16 protein-coding genes are annotated in these 15522 nt (G+C 65.1%); 5 read left to right on the top strand and 11 right to left on the bottom strand.

Annotation, left to right across the window (positions count from 1 at the left end; translation table 11 throughout):
• On the bottom strand, positions 1 to 692 hold a 692-nt coding region (locus tag FV226_RS14505; protein ID WP_187278761.1), incomplete at its 3' end, for an autotransporter-associated beta strand repeat-containing protein.
• 710 nt (positions 693 to 1402) lie between these two features.
• On the opposite strand from FV226_RS14505, the gene FV226_RS14500 reads away from it, so the two are divergent.
• From FV226_RS14500 to FV226_RS14485, 3 genes are all read left to right on the top strand, one after another.
• Positions 1403 to 1582: a hypothetical protein gene (locus FV226_RS14500; protein WP_147763459.1), complete on the top strand. Its 180-nt coding sequence runs from the start codon at positions 1403 to 1405 to the stop codon at positions 1580 to 1582.
• Between the two features lie 1253 nt (positions 1583 to 2835).
• Positions 2836 to 3096, top strand: coding sequence for a hypothetical protein (locus FV226_RS14490; protein ID WP_147763457.1), 261 nt, complete (start codon positions 2836 to 2838; stop codon positions 3094 to 3096).
• The gene (locus FV226_RS14485; RefSeq protein ID WP_147763456.1) at positions 3093 to 3272 is read left to right on the top strand and encodes a hypothetical protein; all 180 of its coding nucleotides are present in this window, start codon (positions 3093 to 3095) and stop codon (positions 3270 to 3272) included. Before FV226_RS14490 ends, FV226_RS14485 begins: the two co-directional genes overlap by 4 nt.
• Before the next feature lie 73 nt (positions 3273 to 3345).
• On the opposite strand, the gene FV226_RS14480 is transcribed toward FV226_RS14485, so the two are convergent.
• Both FV226_RS14480 and FV226_RS14475 read right to left on the bottom strand, forming a co-directional pair.
• A complete protein-coding gene (locus FV226_RS14480; protein WP_147763455.1) occupies positions 3346 to 3753 on the bottom strand; it encodes a MucR family transcriptional regulator in 408 nt (135 codons plus the stop codon).
• 665 nt (positions 3754 to 4418) lie between these two features.
• The gene (locus FV226_RS14475) at positions 4419 to 5294 is read right to left on the bottom strand and encodes a LysR family transcriptional regulator (RefSeq protein ID WP_187275150.1); all 876 of its coding nucleotides are present in this window, start codon (positions 5292 to 5294) and stop codon (positions 4419 to 4421) included.
• Positions 5295 to 5371: 77 nt separating this feature from the next.
• Here FV226_RS14475 and FV226_RS14470 point away from each other — a divergent pair, with 77 nt between their 5' ends.
• A complete protein-coding gene (locus FV226_RS14470; RefSeq protein ID WP_187278760.1) occupies positions 5372 to 6592 on the top strand; it encodes a YbfB/YjiJ family MFS transporter in 1221 nt (406 codons plus the stop codon).
• A complete protein-coding gene (locus FV226_RS14465) occupies positions 6592 to 7170 on the top strand; it encodes a carboxymuconolactone decarboxylase family protein (protein ID WP_147752596.1) in 579 nt (192 codons plus the stop codon). The genes FV226_RS14470 and FV226_RS14465 overlap by 1 nt, the downstream gene beginning before the upstream one ends.
• A gap of 61 nt (positions 7171 to 7231) precedes the next feature.
• On the opposite strand, the gene FV226_RS14460 is transcribed toward FV226_RS14465, so the two are convergent.
• The 8 genes from FV226_RS14460 to FV226_RS14425 form a co-directional block, all read right to left on the bottom strand.
• Positions 7232 to 8175, bottom strand: a protein-coding gene (locus FV226_RS14460) for an IS630 family transposase (protein WP_147763454.1) whose coding sequence is annotated in 2 segments (ribosomal slippage) — positions 7232 to 7839 and positions 7839 to 8175 — 945 coding nt in all. Because the reading frame shifts where the segments join, the coding sequence is not laid out codon by codon here.
• A gap of 517 nt (positions 8176 to 8692) precedes the next feature.
• A complete protein-coding gene (locus FV226_RS14455; protein WP_147763453.1) occupies positions 8693 to 10192 on the bottom strand; it encodes a CoA-acylating methylmalonate-semialdehyde dehydrogenase in 1500 nt (499 codons plus the stop codon).
• 55 nt (positions 10193 to 10247) lie between these two features.
• Positions 10248 to 10721 (bottom strand): carbon monoxide dehydrogenase subunit G, encoded by a 474-nt coding sequence (locus tag FV226_RS14450; RefSeq protein ID WP_147763452.1) that lies wholly within the window; start codon positions 10719 to 10721, stop codon positions 10248 to 10250.
• A gap of 73 nt (positions 10722 to 10794) precedes the next feature.
• Positions 10795 to 11499, bottom strand: a complete 705-nt coding sequence (locus FV226_RS14445; protein ID WP_147763451.1) for an ABC transporter ATP-binding protein — start codon at positions 11497 to 11499, stop codon at positions 10795 to 10797.
• Positions 11492 to 12280: an ABC transporter ATP-binding protein gene (locus FV226_RS14440; protein WP_147763450.1), complete on the bottom strand. Its 789-nt coding sequence runs from the start codon at positions 12278 to 12280 to the stop codon at positions 11492 to 11494. The genes FV226_RS14445 and FV226_RS14440 overlap by 8 nt, the downstream gene beginning before the upstream one ends.
• A complete protein-coding gene (locus FV226_RS14435) occupies positions 12277 to 13293 on the bottom strand; it encodes a branched-chain amino acid ABC transporter permease (RefSeq protein ID WP_147763449.1) in 1017 nt (338 codons plus the stop codon). Before FV226_RS14435 ends, FV226_RS14440 begins: the two co-directional genes overlap by 4 nt.
• A 12-nt stretch (positions 13294 to 13305) precedes the next feature.
• A complete protein-coding gene (locus FV226_RS14430; protein ID WP_147763448.1) occupies positions 13306 to 14202 on the bottom strand; it encodes a branched-chain amino acid ABC transporter permease in 897 nt (298 codons plus the stop codon).
• A 26-nt stretch (positions 14203 to 14228) separates the two neighbouring features.
• Complete coding sequence (locus FV226_RS14425; protein ID WP_147763447.1) at positions 14229 to 15476, bottom strand: ABC transporter substrate-binding protein; 1248 nt, start codon at positions 15474 to 15476, stop codon at positions 14229 to 14231.
• Positions 15477 to 15522 lie beyond the last annotated feature (46 nt).

Raw genomic sequence — 15522 nt, 5'->3', positions numbered from 1 at the left:
CGGATGGTACCGGCGGTGAGCACCACCGGGCCGGCGCTCGCGCTGGTGCCGCCGAGGTCGAGCGTTCCGCCGCCGACCACGAGGGCGGCGTCCGCGGCGCCGAGGCGTCCGGTCGAGGTCAGTTTCACCGTGCCGCCGTCGACGCGGGTGCCGCCTGAGTAAGTGTTGGCGCCCGACAGCATCACCGTGCCAGTGCCGGACTTCACGAGCGGGCCGGAGCCGGTCAGCGCGGCATCGATACTGCCGGATTGCACGTCGTAGACCGAGCCGCGCAGCGTCCCGTCCCCAATGGTGCCGCTGGTGAGCCGGACCAGTCCGACGGCTTGCGTCGTGCTGCCGAGGTCGAGTCGTCCGCCCAAGATCACCAGCGCTGCGTCGGGCGCACCGAGCGTCCCAGCCCCCGTCGTCGACAGCGTCCCGGCAGTGAGACTGGTGCCGCCGGCATAAGTATTGGCGGCCGAGAGCGTGACGCTGCCCGTGCCAGCCTTCGAAAGGCCACCAGAGCCGCCGATTGAGCTCGCCAGAGTCACGTCGTCCGGCCCGTCGCAGGCGAGACCTGTCGTGGTCGCCGCGCAGGCGGCATGCGCCGGACCCACCGGCACCGTCATCGCCGCCATGCCGAGTATCAGCGGCAGCAAGGCGGTCGTCGCGAGCAGGCGGCTCCGCGGCGGGCAGGAACTGGCGTGCGACATGCGGCCATCCGAAGGCGCGGAGAGACGGTCCGGCGGCCGCGTGGCCGCCGGCTGGGTGCCGAGCGTGACGGCACGACGACGCGGTGAAGACGGATTCCAGTTGGCGGCGAAACAATTAACGCGGCCTCAACCACGTTGAAAAAAATACAATTGCGGGTTGTTTTTCTCAATCGACATCGGCGCCACCCATCGCAAGCCGTGTGTAAGTGCATGAGGCGCTGCGACCGCCCTCCTTACCTTCGCCAAGCAGGCAGCGGCCGTCATATGTCAGCACCTGTCGGATAGATTGAGGGTCCTCACGAACGGAGGATGGCCGGTCCATCGTAGTCTCCGAGGAACGAACATGAAGGAGACATCAAGTGCATGATGCACTTGCCGGCCATACGGGCAGCGGTAGCGTTGGGCGGAGCTACGGAAGCGGCTTCGGGTTGAGGGCTCTGGCGGAGGAGATAGCTCCGATCGAGGCGCCTGAGGCGGTGCGGGGCCTGAGATCAAACCTGGACGCCCGCCCCTGAGGTTCCGCGATTCTATCGGGGACCGAACAGGGGGCCACGGCTTGACCGACCACATCAGCTACCAGCCGTTCAACATTGAATGCTGCTCTCTCCTGCGTAGTTCGCGCTATATGAACGGTTTTGATCAGTCAGGCGTTTAGATCGGAAAAGCATATAAGCTTCGCAGTATGGTGTCGCTCGCTGATGGTAGACTTGATGAATTCGGAATTCGACGGTTCGGTCGAAACGGATCAGACCGGACGGCTTGAGCGCCTGCGCACAAGCCTGACGACGTGGGCAGCGTTTGCGCTGCTTTTGACATTCCTGGTCGTCACTATCGCTCTGTGGGGCTATGCAGCTTGGGCTCTGATGAACTTGATGGAGCTATTCGCCTGATGGCTCATGCTCAGGCGCCTGGTGGCACCAGATCGCGAACTCGACAGTGCCGGCAAGCCAGCATGCACAGAGCAGGATCGGAGCGCTAAACACAAAATTCATTTCTGCACCCTCCCTGACTTCTGTTTAGAACTTGTGGCCAGCAATTACTTAGGTAGCAAAGAAATTCGATGCTGCACTGCGACGCGGCGACGCTTTGGGTGCTTTTATCTTGGAGCAGACCACTGGCAAAAGACGCGACGGTCGAGAGATGCCGTAAAGCAGCGCTGTATGCGGTGCGCGGCCTATCTCAGCCGCTCCGCGGTCTACATGATCGCCGCAACACACGGAATGACGGCCATGATCCGGGCGCCGTGTACAGTTGGAGTGACTCTCGCAGGAAAAATCGACATCGAAGCCAGAAACGTGTCGTAGCTTTGAATATTACCTTATAACAGATGACTATATATTATCACTGACGGAGTAAAGATTGTGCTCGCAATCGACAAAGCCATGAGAAAAACAACAACATTACCGTGTGATTTTGGCTTATCCTTTAGTATGAAATCAGCTGGCACTGACAGCAAAAGGAATGGCAATGAACATATGACGAAGACAGCGCATAAAGCGTAGTATGGGATCACCGCCACGATTAGCAGCGGGACCGAGAAATCAAGCCGTTTCGTTTCGCTCAACGTCGAGGACATGTAAGGCATGAAGCCGATCCCTGTTCCACGTAATATGCAACCAGAGATAGAATCGCATTTATTGTCGCAATCACAAGGGGATGGCGCCGCATTCGCGCGTCGGAGAATACGCAGGCTCGCGTTCGATATGTGGTGTCGGTTCCGAGGCGTTCGTACTGAGACAGCGTTTCTAAGCGAACCTGGCGGCGGCGTACGAGCGCCTACGCAGACACGAGCTTCTACGGACCGTGGCCGCTGCGCACTGGCTGAGTAAGTGCCGGCATGCCACGTCAGGCTATGACAAAGCCGGATGCGAACCACTGCGAAGTGAAGGTCAATGGTGCCTGGAAGCATATCAGCCTCATCGAGGCTCAGGGGATATACGCCAAAGCGGGAAAGCGCTGTCCGGCCTGCCACGGCCGTGTTGCAGTTTCTGGTTCATACACTGCGCTCGGTAAGCGAGTGCTCGTGCATCGTCGAAACCACGATGGATGTCCGCTGATTTCCAAGGCTTATTGCGGCACACTTTCGCTGCATCCAGAAGCGGTAGAGTAGCCTCGTGATGAAGGCGTCTTCGGAGCAGAGGCGATGAGCACCACGATCACAAGCGACCTGCTCAAGGCCAAAATCGTCACCGATGACGAGGTGAACGCTGCCGTGGACGTGTTTATGAAGGACGCGACAGTGAGCCTGTTCCGGTTCGCCAGTGGGCACACGATGGACCCTGCAGCCTCTGTGAAAGCGTACGAGCCGGCGCGCGCGGCGGTGACCGATCCAGACCGGACAGAGAAGTTCCGGCGCGGCATGGTGCGGACTGCGATTCTGCTGGGATGCGTGAAGGCACCATGAGCAACGATCCCTGCCAAGAAGCCGCCGACGTTCTCCGCACGATTGGCTGGAAGGTGGAGCCGACCGGCGATGATCTCGGACTATGGCTGGTAGACGGGGAGCAACTTGGAGATGCCGATCTGATGGCACTTGCCCGCCTCATAGGGCTAATTGCCGGTCCCGAGATGATCCAGTGAAGCCTGCTGACACCGCGCCGGCCAAGTGCAAGCCGGCGCGGTGTCAGCGATGAGCGCCCAGAAAGTCTTCGGATCACTCCGCCGCTTGCTGAAAGCGCAGGCGCTGGTTCTGCCCGATGGTGCGGGAGATCAGGGAGCGACGCGCACTATAGCTGGGGGCGACGAAGGGATAGTCGACCGGCAGGCCCCACTTGGCACGGTATGCCTCGGGTGACAGCCCCTTCATCGTGAGGTGCCGGCGCAGAGCCTTGTAGGGCTTGCCGTCCTCGAAGCTGATGATGGCGTCCTGTGAGACCGACTTGCGGATCTCAGCAGCGGTCGGCTTCGCCAGCACTGGCTTCGGCGAGGTCGCCAGGCCGGTGATCGAGCCGTGGACCGTGCGGATCAGGTCCGGCAGGCTCGTGGCCGGTACAGAGTTGCGGGCAACGTAGGCAGTGAGGATCTTGGCGGCGATCTCAATGGGGTCTGTCGTGGTCTGCACGGCTCGTCTCCTTCCGAATGCTGTCTGGTGGGTGCGTGTCCAAACGTGCTGTCGTCGGGCGCAGGATGTTTTCCGTCGTCGATCACCCTGAACGGTCTCGGCAGATCGGCCTGCCGTCGAACGATTATGCGCCTACAGTCCCAAAGCACAACTTCTGAGCGAGTTGATTGATGGATGCGATCTACTTAGAATTGATTAACGGGCTCAATTCGGTTGCGATGAGAACCCGCCTAGGCCGAGACGCTGCCAATTTGCCCATCGAAGCCTCGGATTAGGCACCCGTTGCGACCCTCGGCCTCGGCCTTCAGGCATGCAATTAAAGGTTGTGTGAACGGCATCCGCCTGTCGCCCCATCTGATCGGTTTGGGGGCCTGCTGCTGCGTACGGCAGAGGTGTAGGTTAATATGCCAAAGCTCAATCATGCTTGGCGCATCGCGCTAGCGAAACTAACCAGAAGGCTTTTGGCCATTTCCTGCTGTCTGCGAGAGCGGGGGCTTACGTCCGCTTTCCGGCAACGACGATGTCGTCTCGTACGGCCGAGTTGGGTCGAGACCCGTCCGTCCGTTCTACGACCGGGTCAATTGGGAAGCGGAACGTACGCTTTACCAGTAGCGGGTCCATAGTCTCTGTAAAGCACTCGTGTTCAGGGCAATCTGGAATCTTTTCTATGCTACCCGTTCATCGACACGTGCGCTGGGCAGCAGCGCGATGAGGGCTTGCAATGGCTCACTGGCCGCTCCGGGCCAGACGAGATGCGTGCGGTTGATGCGCAGGTGAGGCGGCAGCGAATGGCGCTCGACGGCCGTGCTCAGCACTGCATGATCCAGCACTTCCGCCGGCACGATCGCTGCCCCTGTCCCAGCAGCCACGCACGCCACGATGGCGTGATACGAACTCATCTCCAGAACACGCTGAGGTGATGCGCCTCCTTCCGTCAGCCACTCGATGAGGCGCTGACGGTAGGAACAGCCATGGGGAAACGCCACAACAGTCCGCCCACCCAACTCGACAGCGTGGCGGACTGTCGGCACCCCTCGGGCGGTAATCAGCACCAGTTCCTCGTCAAAGGCCGGCATCGAGGATAGATTTCCCCGCTCGAATGGTTCGGACACGAAGGCCGCTTCGACCTCAAACAGCTCCAGCTGGCGCAGCATCGCGCGGGTCGTACCGGTTTGCAGTTCGATGGTCACGTTGGGGTTCTGCGCATGAAAAGCCGACAGGATCGGCGGCAGCCGTGCACCGGCCGCGCTTTCTAAGGATCCAAGCCGGAGCACGCCGCGTACGATACCACTGCGCAGTTCCTGTTCGGCTAGGTCGGCCAACTGCAACAGCTTATCGGCATGCCCGAGCAGGGTACGTCCGGCATCAGTGAGGGTCAGGCTACGCCCTTCGCGTCGGAACAGAGCTACCCCAAGCCGCTCCTCGAACTGTTTGATCCGGGTGGTGACGTTGGAGGGGACCCGGTGCAGCTGGTGTGCGGCCCGCGTGATACCGCCTTCGCGAACGACGCTGCGGAAGATGTGTAGGTCGTTCAGATTCATAGTTCTCATGCAGAGAACGATACGTCACGATAATTCATTTTCCAAGAAGTGGGAAAGGTGTTCAATCGGACCATCCAATGAACACGACACACTCCTCTCCCGCCCAGCCCAGTCCCGCGACCCGGCCCGTGGTCGCCAGCGGACTCGTCGCACTTGCAATGGCGATGGGGGTCGGCCGTTTTGCCTTTACGCCGCTGATGCCGCTGATGATCCGTGACGGTACGCTGGACGCTGCCACCGGTACGGAATGGGCAGCAGCGAACTATGCTGGGTACTTCGTGGGTGCCCTGACCGCCTCGTGGTTCAGCGGCAACCCGCGTCGCGGTCTGCTGCTGAGCCTGATCGGTGTCGCTCTCACGACCCTGGCGATGGTGGCAGTTGATGCCGTTCCCACTACCCTGCTCGGGGTCATGCTGCGCGGGGCAGCTGGTGTGTTCAGCGCCTGGGCGCTGGTGTGCGCGAGCAGCTGGTGCCTGGCCGAACTTGCCCGGCGTCGGGCCGGGCAACTGGGCGCGTGGATTTACACGGGTGTCGGTCTCGGCATTGCGATAGCCGGTGTGATGGCTTGGCTCGGCGGACGCCAGCGGGCGGACTGGCTTTGGCTTGAACTGGGGCTCATCGCCAGTGCCGGAGCGGTGCTGGTTTGGACGCTGTCACGGGGGCAAAGCACGACCCCGGCCGAGATCGAAGAACGCGAGGCTACAGCAATCGCTCCGACGCGAGGGGGCGGGCAGTTGGCTCTGGTTCTCTGCTACGGAACGTTCGGGTTCGGCTACATCGTGCCGGCCACGTTCCTGCCGGCCATGGCGCGCGAACTAGCTCCCGATCCCCTAGTGTTCGGGTTGACTTGGCCCTTGTTCGGCTTCGCCGCCGCTCTGTCGGTCGCGGCCGTGGCCCGCTGGCTGCCAAGCACATCCCGTCAACGACTGTGGGCTCTGTCACAGGGCGTCATGGCGCTCGGCACCGCCCTGCCGCTATTCGTCCAAGCTCTCTGGGCTGTCGCGGCCTCAGCGGTCTTGGTCGGCGGCACGTTCATGGTCGCGACCATGGCCGGCTTGCAGCTCGCCCGCGAGGCGCAGCCGGACAATCCGACCCCGCTCATTGCGCGAATGACCGCTGCGTTCGCCGCCGGACAGATCGCTGGCCCACTGCTCGTCCGCGCGCTCGGTTCCGACCGCTGGGCCGGCTGGGATGCGCTCAGGTGGACGGGCGCTCTCGCTACGCTGCTGCTAGTGCTGACGGCACTATGGCTCTGGCGCAGCACCAAAACTTCCCTCAAAAGCCTGAGGCCCGTCTGATGCTTCCCAACCGTTCCGCCACCGCTACACCGTCCTTTCCTGAGGCCGGACTTCCCGAACGCCTTGGGCCACCAGCCACGCTCGATGCAGAGCAGCAGGCCGCTGCCGAAGAGTTAATCAACGGTCCTCGCCGGGGGGTCTACGGTCCGTTCCGCCCACTGCTGCACCGTCCGTCGTTACTCCAAGCGGTCGCCAAGGTCGGGGAGACCCTGCGCTATGCCGGGACCCTCGACGGCGCGTTGCGTGAGTGGACGATATGCGTTGTGTCGCGGGAGCTGTCCAACGTGTTTGAGTGGGACATGCACCTGCCGCTCGCGGGAGCAGCCGGTGTGCCGCCGGCTGCGTTGGCGGCGGTTGAGCGCGGTGCACCGCTCCCAGCCGACCTCCGGGTCGATCTAGTCCTAGCGCATGCTGTAGCCAGCGAACTCGTCCGTCGGCATCGTGTAAGTGATGAAACGTATGCCGCAGCTCTCAGCACGTGGGGTGAGGCGATCACGGTCGAGTTGCTGACGTTGGTTGGCTACTTCGTGATGGTGTGTTGGCTGATGAACGTCGCCCGCACGCCGGGGCCTCAATAATACGAGTCTGCTTCGTCCTCTGCGGCCTTCAATCCGGACGTTTGCCTAGCGCATTTTCGGTTTAATCTGGTTCGTATCCAGCGGCTGCGAAGAAATTTGCGCACTCGTGGGGCGTGACGGTGTCGACGAGGCGTTCGATGGTCGACCATAGTCCCTCGACGGTGCGTTCGGCCGCCTTGCGCAGCAGTGCCTTCAGCTTCGAGAAGGCCATCTCGATGGGGTTGAAATCCGGGCTGTAGGGCGGGAGGAACAGGAGCCGCGCGCTTGCCGCCTCGATCGCCGCCCGCACGGCCGGTCCCTTGTGGCTGCCGAGGTTGTCCATGACGACGATGTCGCCGGGGGTGAGTTCGGGCACCAGGACCTGATCGACGTAGGCCTGGAAGGCGTCGCGGTTGATCGGCCCGCCGAGCACGAACGGCGCAGCGATCCTGGACAGGCGCAGACCCGCCACCAGGGTGGTGGTCTTCCAATGGCCGTGCGGGATGGGAGAGCGCAGCCGCTCGCCACGCGGTGAGCGTCCGCGCAGGCGGGCCATGTTGGTAGCGGTCCAGGTCTCGTCAAGGAAAACCAGGCGCGCAGGGTCGAGGTCGGGCTGACCCGCAAACCACGCTTCGCGCGCCGCCTTCACGTCCGGGCGTTCCTGCTCGGTGGCGTGCGCTGTCTTTTTTTGTACGTGAGGTCGCGTGCGTCGAGGAAGCTCCACAGCGTGCCCAGTCCGACCGTGAGATCGTGCTCGTCCCGCAGCCGGGCGCGCATCTCCTCCAGGGTGACGTCGGCCTTCGCATCGATCAGCGCACGCAGGAACGCCTCGTGCGGGTCGAGCTTCGAGCGGCGCGCCCGCCCTTGCGGACGGGCCGCCACCGTCCCCGTCGTCGCGAGCGCGGCCATCCAGCGGATCGAGGTGGCGATGCCGACCCCAAAGCGCGCGGCCGCCTGGCGGCGCGAGGTCGTCGCAGCGGCTTCCACCACCCGCTCGCGCAGGTCCTGGCTGTAGGGTCGGCCCATGCTTCGCTCCTTCTCCGGAGCGATCAGTGAATCAGTCCAACAGCTTCGCGTGAACCCAACCCATGCGATTCAGCGCAGCCCGAAAACGCTCTAGCGACTATCGAGCCGCCGCTTCCCACCCTGAGCCGAAGTTGCCGGACGTCCGACCAGCGGCCGCTTTCGGGAAGCGCCGACTGCTTGTCGTACGGCTGGCTTGGGTCGGATGCGGAACGTCCGCTTGCGGACGCAATGCCGGGGTCCGCTTACCACCCCAAGCCGAAGTAGCCAGACGAGCTACGAATGTCCGCTTATGGGAAGCGGCTATGGCCAACCGGTTGGCTAGGTTGGGTCACGACCCGTCTGTCCGCTCTACGACCGGAAGCAGTCCTTCGCGAATGGGTTCTCGTCTGAGGGTGTGACCGCTTGTTTAATCCTCGACAGACTCGGTACAGCAGACAAGATAATTAGCACTGCCTACTCACGCGATGGACCGAGACACGACCGGCGTCAAAGCGCGCCGGTCGACAACGATGCAGGCCTATTCCATTGTGGGCATCACGAAATCAGCCCCGGCGCGGATGCCGGTGGGCCAGCGGGTCGTGATGGTCTTGAGGCGGGTGTAGAAGCGGACACCCTCAGGACCGTGCATGTGGTGGTCGCCGAACAGCGAAGCCTTCCAGCCGCCGAAGGAATGGAACGCCATCGGCACCGGAATCGGCACGTTGATGCCCACCATCCCGACCTCGATCTCGTGAGCGAACTCGCGGGCGGCGTCGCCGTCGCGGGTGAAGATCGCCGTGCCGTTGCCGAATTCGTGCTCGTTGATGAGCCGGGCCGCCGTTGCGTAGTCCGGCGCGCGGGTGATCGCCAGGACGGGACCGAAAATCTCTTCCCGGTAGATCGACATCTCCTGTGTGACCCGGTCGAACAGGGTGCCGCCGAGGAAGTAGCCGCCCTCGTAGCCCTGCAGGCTCAGCCCGCGCCCATCGACTAGAAGCTCGGCGCCCGCCGCCACGCCCGCATCGATGTAACCGCTGACCCTGTCGCGGTGGGTCCTAGTGACGAGGGGGCCCATCTCGGCCTCCGGATCGGTGCCGGGGCCGACCTTCAGGGCACGCACCTTCGGGATGAGCTTGGCCACCAGCGCGTCGGCGGTCTTCTCGCCCACCGGTACCGCCACCGAGATCGCCATGCAGCGCTCGCCGGCCGAACCGTAGGCGGCACCCATCAGGGCGTCCACCGCCTGGTCGAGGTCGGCGTCGGGCATGACGATCATGTGGTTCTTGGCGCCGCCCAGCGCCTGGGCGCGTTTCCCGTTGGCGGTGGCGGTGGCGTAGATATAGCGGGCGATCGGGGTCGAGCCGACGAAGCTCACCGCCGCTATGTCGGGGTGGTGCAGGAGGGCGTCGACCGCCTCTTTGTCGCCGTGCACCACGCTGAACACGCCGTCGGGCAGACCGGCCTCCTTGAGCCAGGCCGCCACCAGCAGAGCCGGCGAGGGGTCGCGCTCGGAGGGCTTCAGCACGAAGCAGTTGCCACAGGCCAGGGCCACCGGGAACATCCACATCGGCACCATGACGGGAAAGTTGAACGGCGTGATGCCGGCGACCACGCCCAGTGGCTGGCGGAGCGAATGGCTGTCGACGCGGGTGCCGACATTCTCTGTGACCTCGCCCTTGAGAAGCTGCGGGATGCCGGTGGCGAACTCTACCACCTCTAGCCCGCGCTGGATCTCGCCCTTGGCATCGGAAAGCACCTTGCCGTGCTCGGCGGTGATGAGGGCGGCTAGTTCGTCGGTGCGCTCCTCGGCGATGCGCAGGAAGGCGTTGAGTATGCGGGCGCGGCGCAAGGGCGTAGTGCGCGCCCAGTCGCGGGCTACCGCCTTGGCGGCGGCCACCGCCATGTTCACGTCCGAAGCGTCCGCGAGGGAGACCCGGCCGGTCTCCTCGCCGGTGGCGGGGTTGAAGACCGGGGCGGAGCGCGTGGCCGTGCCGGGGGCGAGCTGGCCGCCGATGAAATGCTGGATCGCGGTGGGCATGGTCGTCTCGTGTCCTGTGCGGGGTGTTCGGAGGCGCGGAGCGTTACGGGCCTGGTCAGGGGGTGGCCGGGGCCGGGCTCTCCGGTGCGGGTGCGCCAAGGTGGTTCGCGAACTTGCCGAAGAACTCATCGGCGAGCTTGCGGGACGTGGCCTGGATTAGGCGACCGCCGAGGGAGGCGATCTTGCCCCCGATCTCGGCCTTCGCCTCGTAGCGAAGGATGGTGTCAGGGCCATCTTCCGTGAGGTTCACCACGGCGCGCCCCTTGGCGAAGCCCGCCATGCCGCCATTGCCCTGGCCGACGAGGGTATAGCCCTCGGGGGGCCGGATATCCTCCAGCCGGACGGTGCCGGCGAAGGTGGCCGAGACCGGGCCGACCTTCAGGGCGACCTTGGCGGCCATCTCCTCGGGCGAGGCCTGGATGAGTTCCTTGCAGCCGGGGATGCAGAGCGTCAGTACCTCCGGGTCGTTAAGGGCGGCCCAGACGGTCTCGCGGGACGCCGCGATTCGATACTCGCCGATGATGTCCATGTTGTTCTCCCTGGCCGGCTCGCGCCGCTGCCGGCGCGGATCAGCCGGCCTCTGAGATCAATCACGCGCTCCGTCAGACCGCGCAGTACCGATCCTGGATCTCGGTGTCGGCGCGCAGAGCGGCGGCCGAGCTCTCGTGCACGACGGCACCCTGGTCGATGATCACGGCGCGGTTCGCGAGGTTGAGGGCCCACTCGACGTTCTGCTCGACGAGGAGCAGCGTGACGCCCCCGTCGCGCAGGGCGACGAACAGGCGGCCCATCTCCTCGACCAGCACCGGCATGATGCCCTCCGACGGCTCGTCGAGCAGGATGAGCTTGGGCCGCGCGATCATCGCGCGGGCGATGGCGAGCATCTGCTGCTCGCCGCCCGACATCGTCACGGCGATCTGGTCGAGGCGCTCGGCCAGCCGCGGGAAGGTCTCGGCGATTTCGGCGATCGCTACTCCTTCCTTGATCGTGCGCGGCGCGCGCAGGAGGCCGAGCTTCAGGTTCTCCCGCACGGTCAGGCCCGGGACGATGCGCCGGTCCTCGGGCACGTAGGCCAGGCCCAGGGGAAAGCGGGCATGGGCGGGGCGGCCGAGCAACTCTTCGCCGAGGAGGCGGACGCTGCCGCCGACCTTCGGGATCAGGCCCATCACGGCCTTCATGGTCGTGGTCTTGCCAGCACCGTTGCGGCCGACCAGGGCCAAGATCTCGCCGGCCCGGACGTCGAGGGAGAGCCCATGCAGGATGTGGCTCGGGCCGTACCACGCGTCGAGGCCATGGATCTCAAGCATGGCCGTACCCACCGCTCTGGCCGAGATAGACGCGCCGCACCTCGCGGTCGGCCTGGATCTCGGCCGGGGTACCATCAGCGATGAGCCGACCGTGATGCAGCACCAGGATGCGCTCGGACAGGCCGAGGATCATCTTCATCTTGTGCTCCACGAGGAGGATCGTCCGCGTCTCGCCGAGGCGGCGCAGCAGGGCGACCATCTCCTTAGTCTCCTCCGGCCCCATCCCGGCGGTCGGCTCGTCGAGAAGCAGAAGCTTGGGGTCGCTCGCCAGGGCGATGCCGATCTCCAGGGCCCGCTGCTCGCCATGGGCGAGGGACGCAGCGGGACGGTCGCGCCGGTCTGCCAAGCCGATATCAGCGAGCAACGCATCCGCCCGCTCCGCGAGGCCGGTCAGAGCGTCGCGCCGGCTCCAGAAGTCGTAGCGGCTCCACCGCGCCTGCATCGCCGTCCGCAGGTTCTCATGGGCGGTCAGGCGCGGGAAGACGTTCGTGATCTGGTAGGAGCGCGCGATGCCGAGATGTGCGAACCGAGCCTGGGGCATCCGCGTCATGTTGCGGCCCCCGAATCGGAGGCGGCCAGCCGTAGGTGCCAGGGCGCCAGAGAGCAGATTGAAAAGCGTGCTCTTGCCGGCCCCGTTCGGGCCGATGATGGCGGTAATGCGCTCCTTGCCGAAGGTGGCGCTGACATCCTCAAGTGCCGTGAACGCGCCGAAGCGGCGGCCGAGCGCCTCGACTTCTAAAACCGGAGCATGCAGATCCTCGGGCTGCTGAAGCGGGTTCATGGGCGCCTCCGGCGGAAGGCGAGGCGTTCCAGGGCCGAGCCCCAGAGGCCGCGCGGCAGGAACAGCACGAACAGAATGAATACGATCCCGAGGCCGAGCTGCCAGTGAGGCGTCCATTGGCTGAACACATCCTCCAGGACCAACACGGCCAGGGCGCCGACGAAGGGACCGAAGAAGGTGCCCGCGCCGCCCACCAGCGTCATCACCACCGCCATGCCCGAGGTGTGGTAGGCGAGGCTGTCGAGGGGAACGATCGAGAGGTGGATGGCCGAGAGCGCGCCGCTCAGGCCGCAGAACAGTCCAGACAGGACGAAGGCTAGGAGCTTCGAACGCTCCACGTCGAAGCCGCAGGCACGGGCGCGGGTCTCGTTCTCACGGATTGCCTCGATGGCCGTTCCGAATGGCGAGGCGAGGATGCGCGAGATCAGGGCCAGGGCCACGCCCACGAAGGCCAGCACGAAGAGGTATTTGACCTGCGGGTCGAGGATATCGAGCGAGACGGGCCCGACGTCGATCCGCGAGACCGTGAAGCCGCGCAGGCCGTTCTCGCCGCCGGTCCAGGACGAGGCCTGGAGCGCGGCGTAGTAGATGAGCTGGGCCAGGGCCAGGGTCACCATGGCGAAGTAGATGCCGCGCGAGCGGATCGAGACGGCCCCGACCGTCAGCGCCAACGCGCTGGCCGCGACCGTCCCGAGTCCCATCGCCGGGAACGGGTGGAGGCCATACGCGCCGATGACGATGCCGGTGACGTAGGCGCCCGTACCAAAGAACGCTGCGTGCCCGAAGGACAGGAGGCCGGTGTAGCCGTAGAGCAGATTGTAGCCGACGGCGTAGAGTCCGTAGATCAGGACGTTGACGGCGAGCGCCTGCGAGGGAAGCAGGAAAGGCAGGGTCAGGAGCGCGAGGATCGAGAGCGGCGCACGCCAGCGCGAGAGCCCCCCGGCGACTGGCGAGCGCCGCTCCCTCATCGGCCCCGGAGGAGCGTCGACGACGGTTTGGTCGAGGGTGTGCATGTGCGTTCTTCCTCAGACGCCGAGGCCGGGCTTGCCGAACAGGCCCTGGGGCCGGATCAGGAGAACCAAGGCCATGAAGGCGAACATCGCGATGCTCGCCATCTCGGGCGCGACGAGCGCCGTCATCGAGACGACGATGCCAACGAGGAGACCTGCGACGACGGAGCCCATCAGCGAGCCCATTCCGCCGATCACCGTCACGGCGAAGGCCTCACCGAGCACCGCGCTGCCCATTTCCGGATTGACCGAGCGCATCGGCGCGGCGAGGACGCCGCCCAGGGCCGCAAGCGCGATGCCGAGGCCGAACACCCAGAGCCAGAGCCGCTGGATGTCGATGCCGAGGACCCGGAGGATTTCCGGGTCGCGGGCACCGGCCCGCACGATCAGCCCGAGCCGCGTCCGCTCGAGGCCGTACCAGAGGACGACGAGCACCAGCGCCACCACGCCGACGACGAAGAGCCGGTAGATCGGGAAGTAGCCGATGCCGAGATCGGCGACACCGGAGAGCTCCTCCGGAGTGGCGAAGGGCAGACCGTCCGAGCCGAACAGGATGCGCACGCCCTCCACCAGGACGTAACCGAGCCCGAAGGTGAGGAGCAGGGGATCGTCCGGCGAGCGGCCGGCCAGGGGTCGGATCAGGAAGCGCTCGACCAGGAGGCCGAGGGCACCGACCATGAGCGGTCCGACCAGCAACGCTGCCCAGAAGCTGCCCGTGCGCTCCATGACGAAGACGCCCGCGTAGGCGCCGACCATGAAGAAGTTGCCGTGGGCGAAATTCACGATGCCGAGCATGCCGAAGATGATCGACAGGCCGAGGGCCAGCATCACGAAGACGGCGCCGAGCGCCACACCCGAGAACAGCTGCATCGCGACGAGTTCGAAATCGAAGGCGGCGAAAGCAGAGGTCATGGCCGGCTCCCGCTCATGGCGCCCGATCAGGCCCGGTGGCCGAGTTCGTCGCAGGTGCGGAGGGCGGCCTCGGAGCCGGCCTCGACCTCCAGGATGCGGAACAGGTCCGCCTCGCCCTGCATCTCGGACTTCTTGCGCGATTCCGTGATGAGCACGGACTGGATCGCCTGGTGGTCGCAGGCGCGGTAGCGCTCCGGTCCCTTGGCGACGTCGTAGGTCAGGCCCTCCAGGGCCGCGATGACCTTGTCCGTATCGGTATCGCCGGCCGCCTTCACGGCCATCAGCAGGGAGCGGACGGCCGTGTATCCGTAGGCGCCGTAATCGGTCGGAATTGCGTTGGCGTAGGCGGCCCGGAAAGCGTCGTTGAAGGCCTTGGCCGAGGGCACGGTCTCTTCCAGGCGCCAGTAGTAGTTGCTCGCTCCCACCACGCCCTCGAAGGCGTCGGCGCCGCCCGCGAGGCGCTGGTTGTGCAGCAGCACCGGCACGACGATCCGGGCAGCCTTCTTGAGCCCGAAATCATTAGCCTGCTTGATGCTGTTGGCCTGATCGCGCCCGAAATTGCAGATGCACAGGATGTCGGGGCGCATGGAGCGCAGGCGCGGCATGAAAGTCGAGTAGTCCGGCGCGCCGAAAGGGTGCAGGATCTCGCCGGCCGTCTCGGCGCCGATGGCGGCCGCCGCGCGCTTGAACCCGCGCAGCATCTCGTGGCCATAGGCGTAGTCGGCGGCGAGGTAAGCGACCCGAGTGCCCTTTTTGAAGGCGTGTTTGGCCACGGCCGCCGTGGTCATGTGCGGGTTCAGCGCCTCGTGGAAGGTGTAGCGGCTGAAATCCTTGGCCTCGTTGATCGTGTCGGACTGGCTGATCGACACGTAGAGGACCTTGCGCGAGCGGGTGATCTCGTTGACCGAGAGCTGGACCGCGCTCGACAGGGCACCGACGATGAAGTGGGCCTTGTCCTTCTCGATGAGTTCCAGCGTCCGGGTCGCTGCCTCGCCGGGGTTGAGCTTGTCGTCGCGGACCAGGAGTTCGGCCATCCGGCCGTTCAAGCCGCCGGCCTCGTTGAACTGCTTCACGGCGAGTTCGGCCGAGCGGATCTGATCCTTGGCCTCGGCGCCGAACGGGCCGGTGATCGGCGTCGGGAAACCGATTCGGATCGGTTCGGCGGCGCGGGCGACGAACGGTATCCCGATGCCCGCCAGCGCGCCCGTGGCGGCCAGTCCACGTACCAGCCTCCGGCGCGAGACGGAGCCCTGTCGCGATCCCTGTTCGGTCATGGTTTCCTCCTGTCGTCGCGCGGGCTCGTGAAGGCGGACCGCGTCG

It is taken from the genome of Methylobacterium sp. WL12, from assembly GCF_008039475.1.
GTDB classification, from domain to species: Bacteria; Pseudomonadota; Alphaproteobacteria; order Rhizobiales; family Beijerinckiaceae; genus Methylobacterium; species Methylobacterium cerastii.
This window is presented reverse-complemented; position numbering and strand designations above follow the sequence as displayed.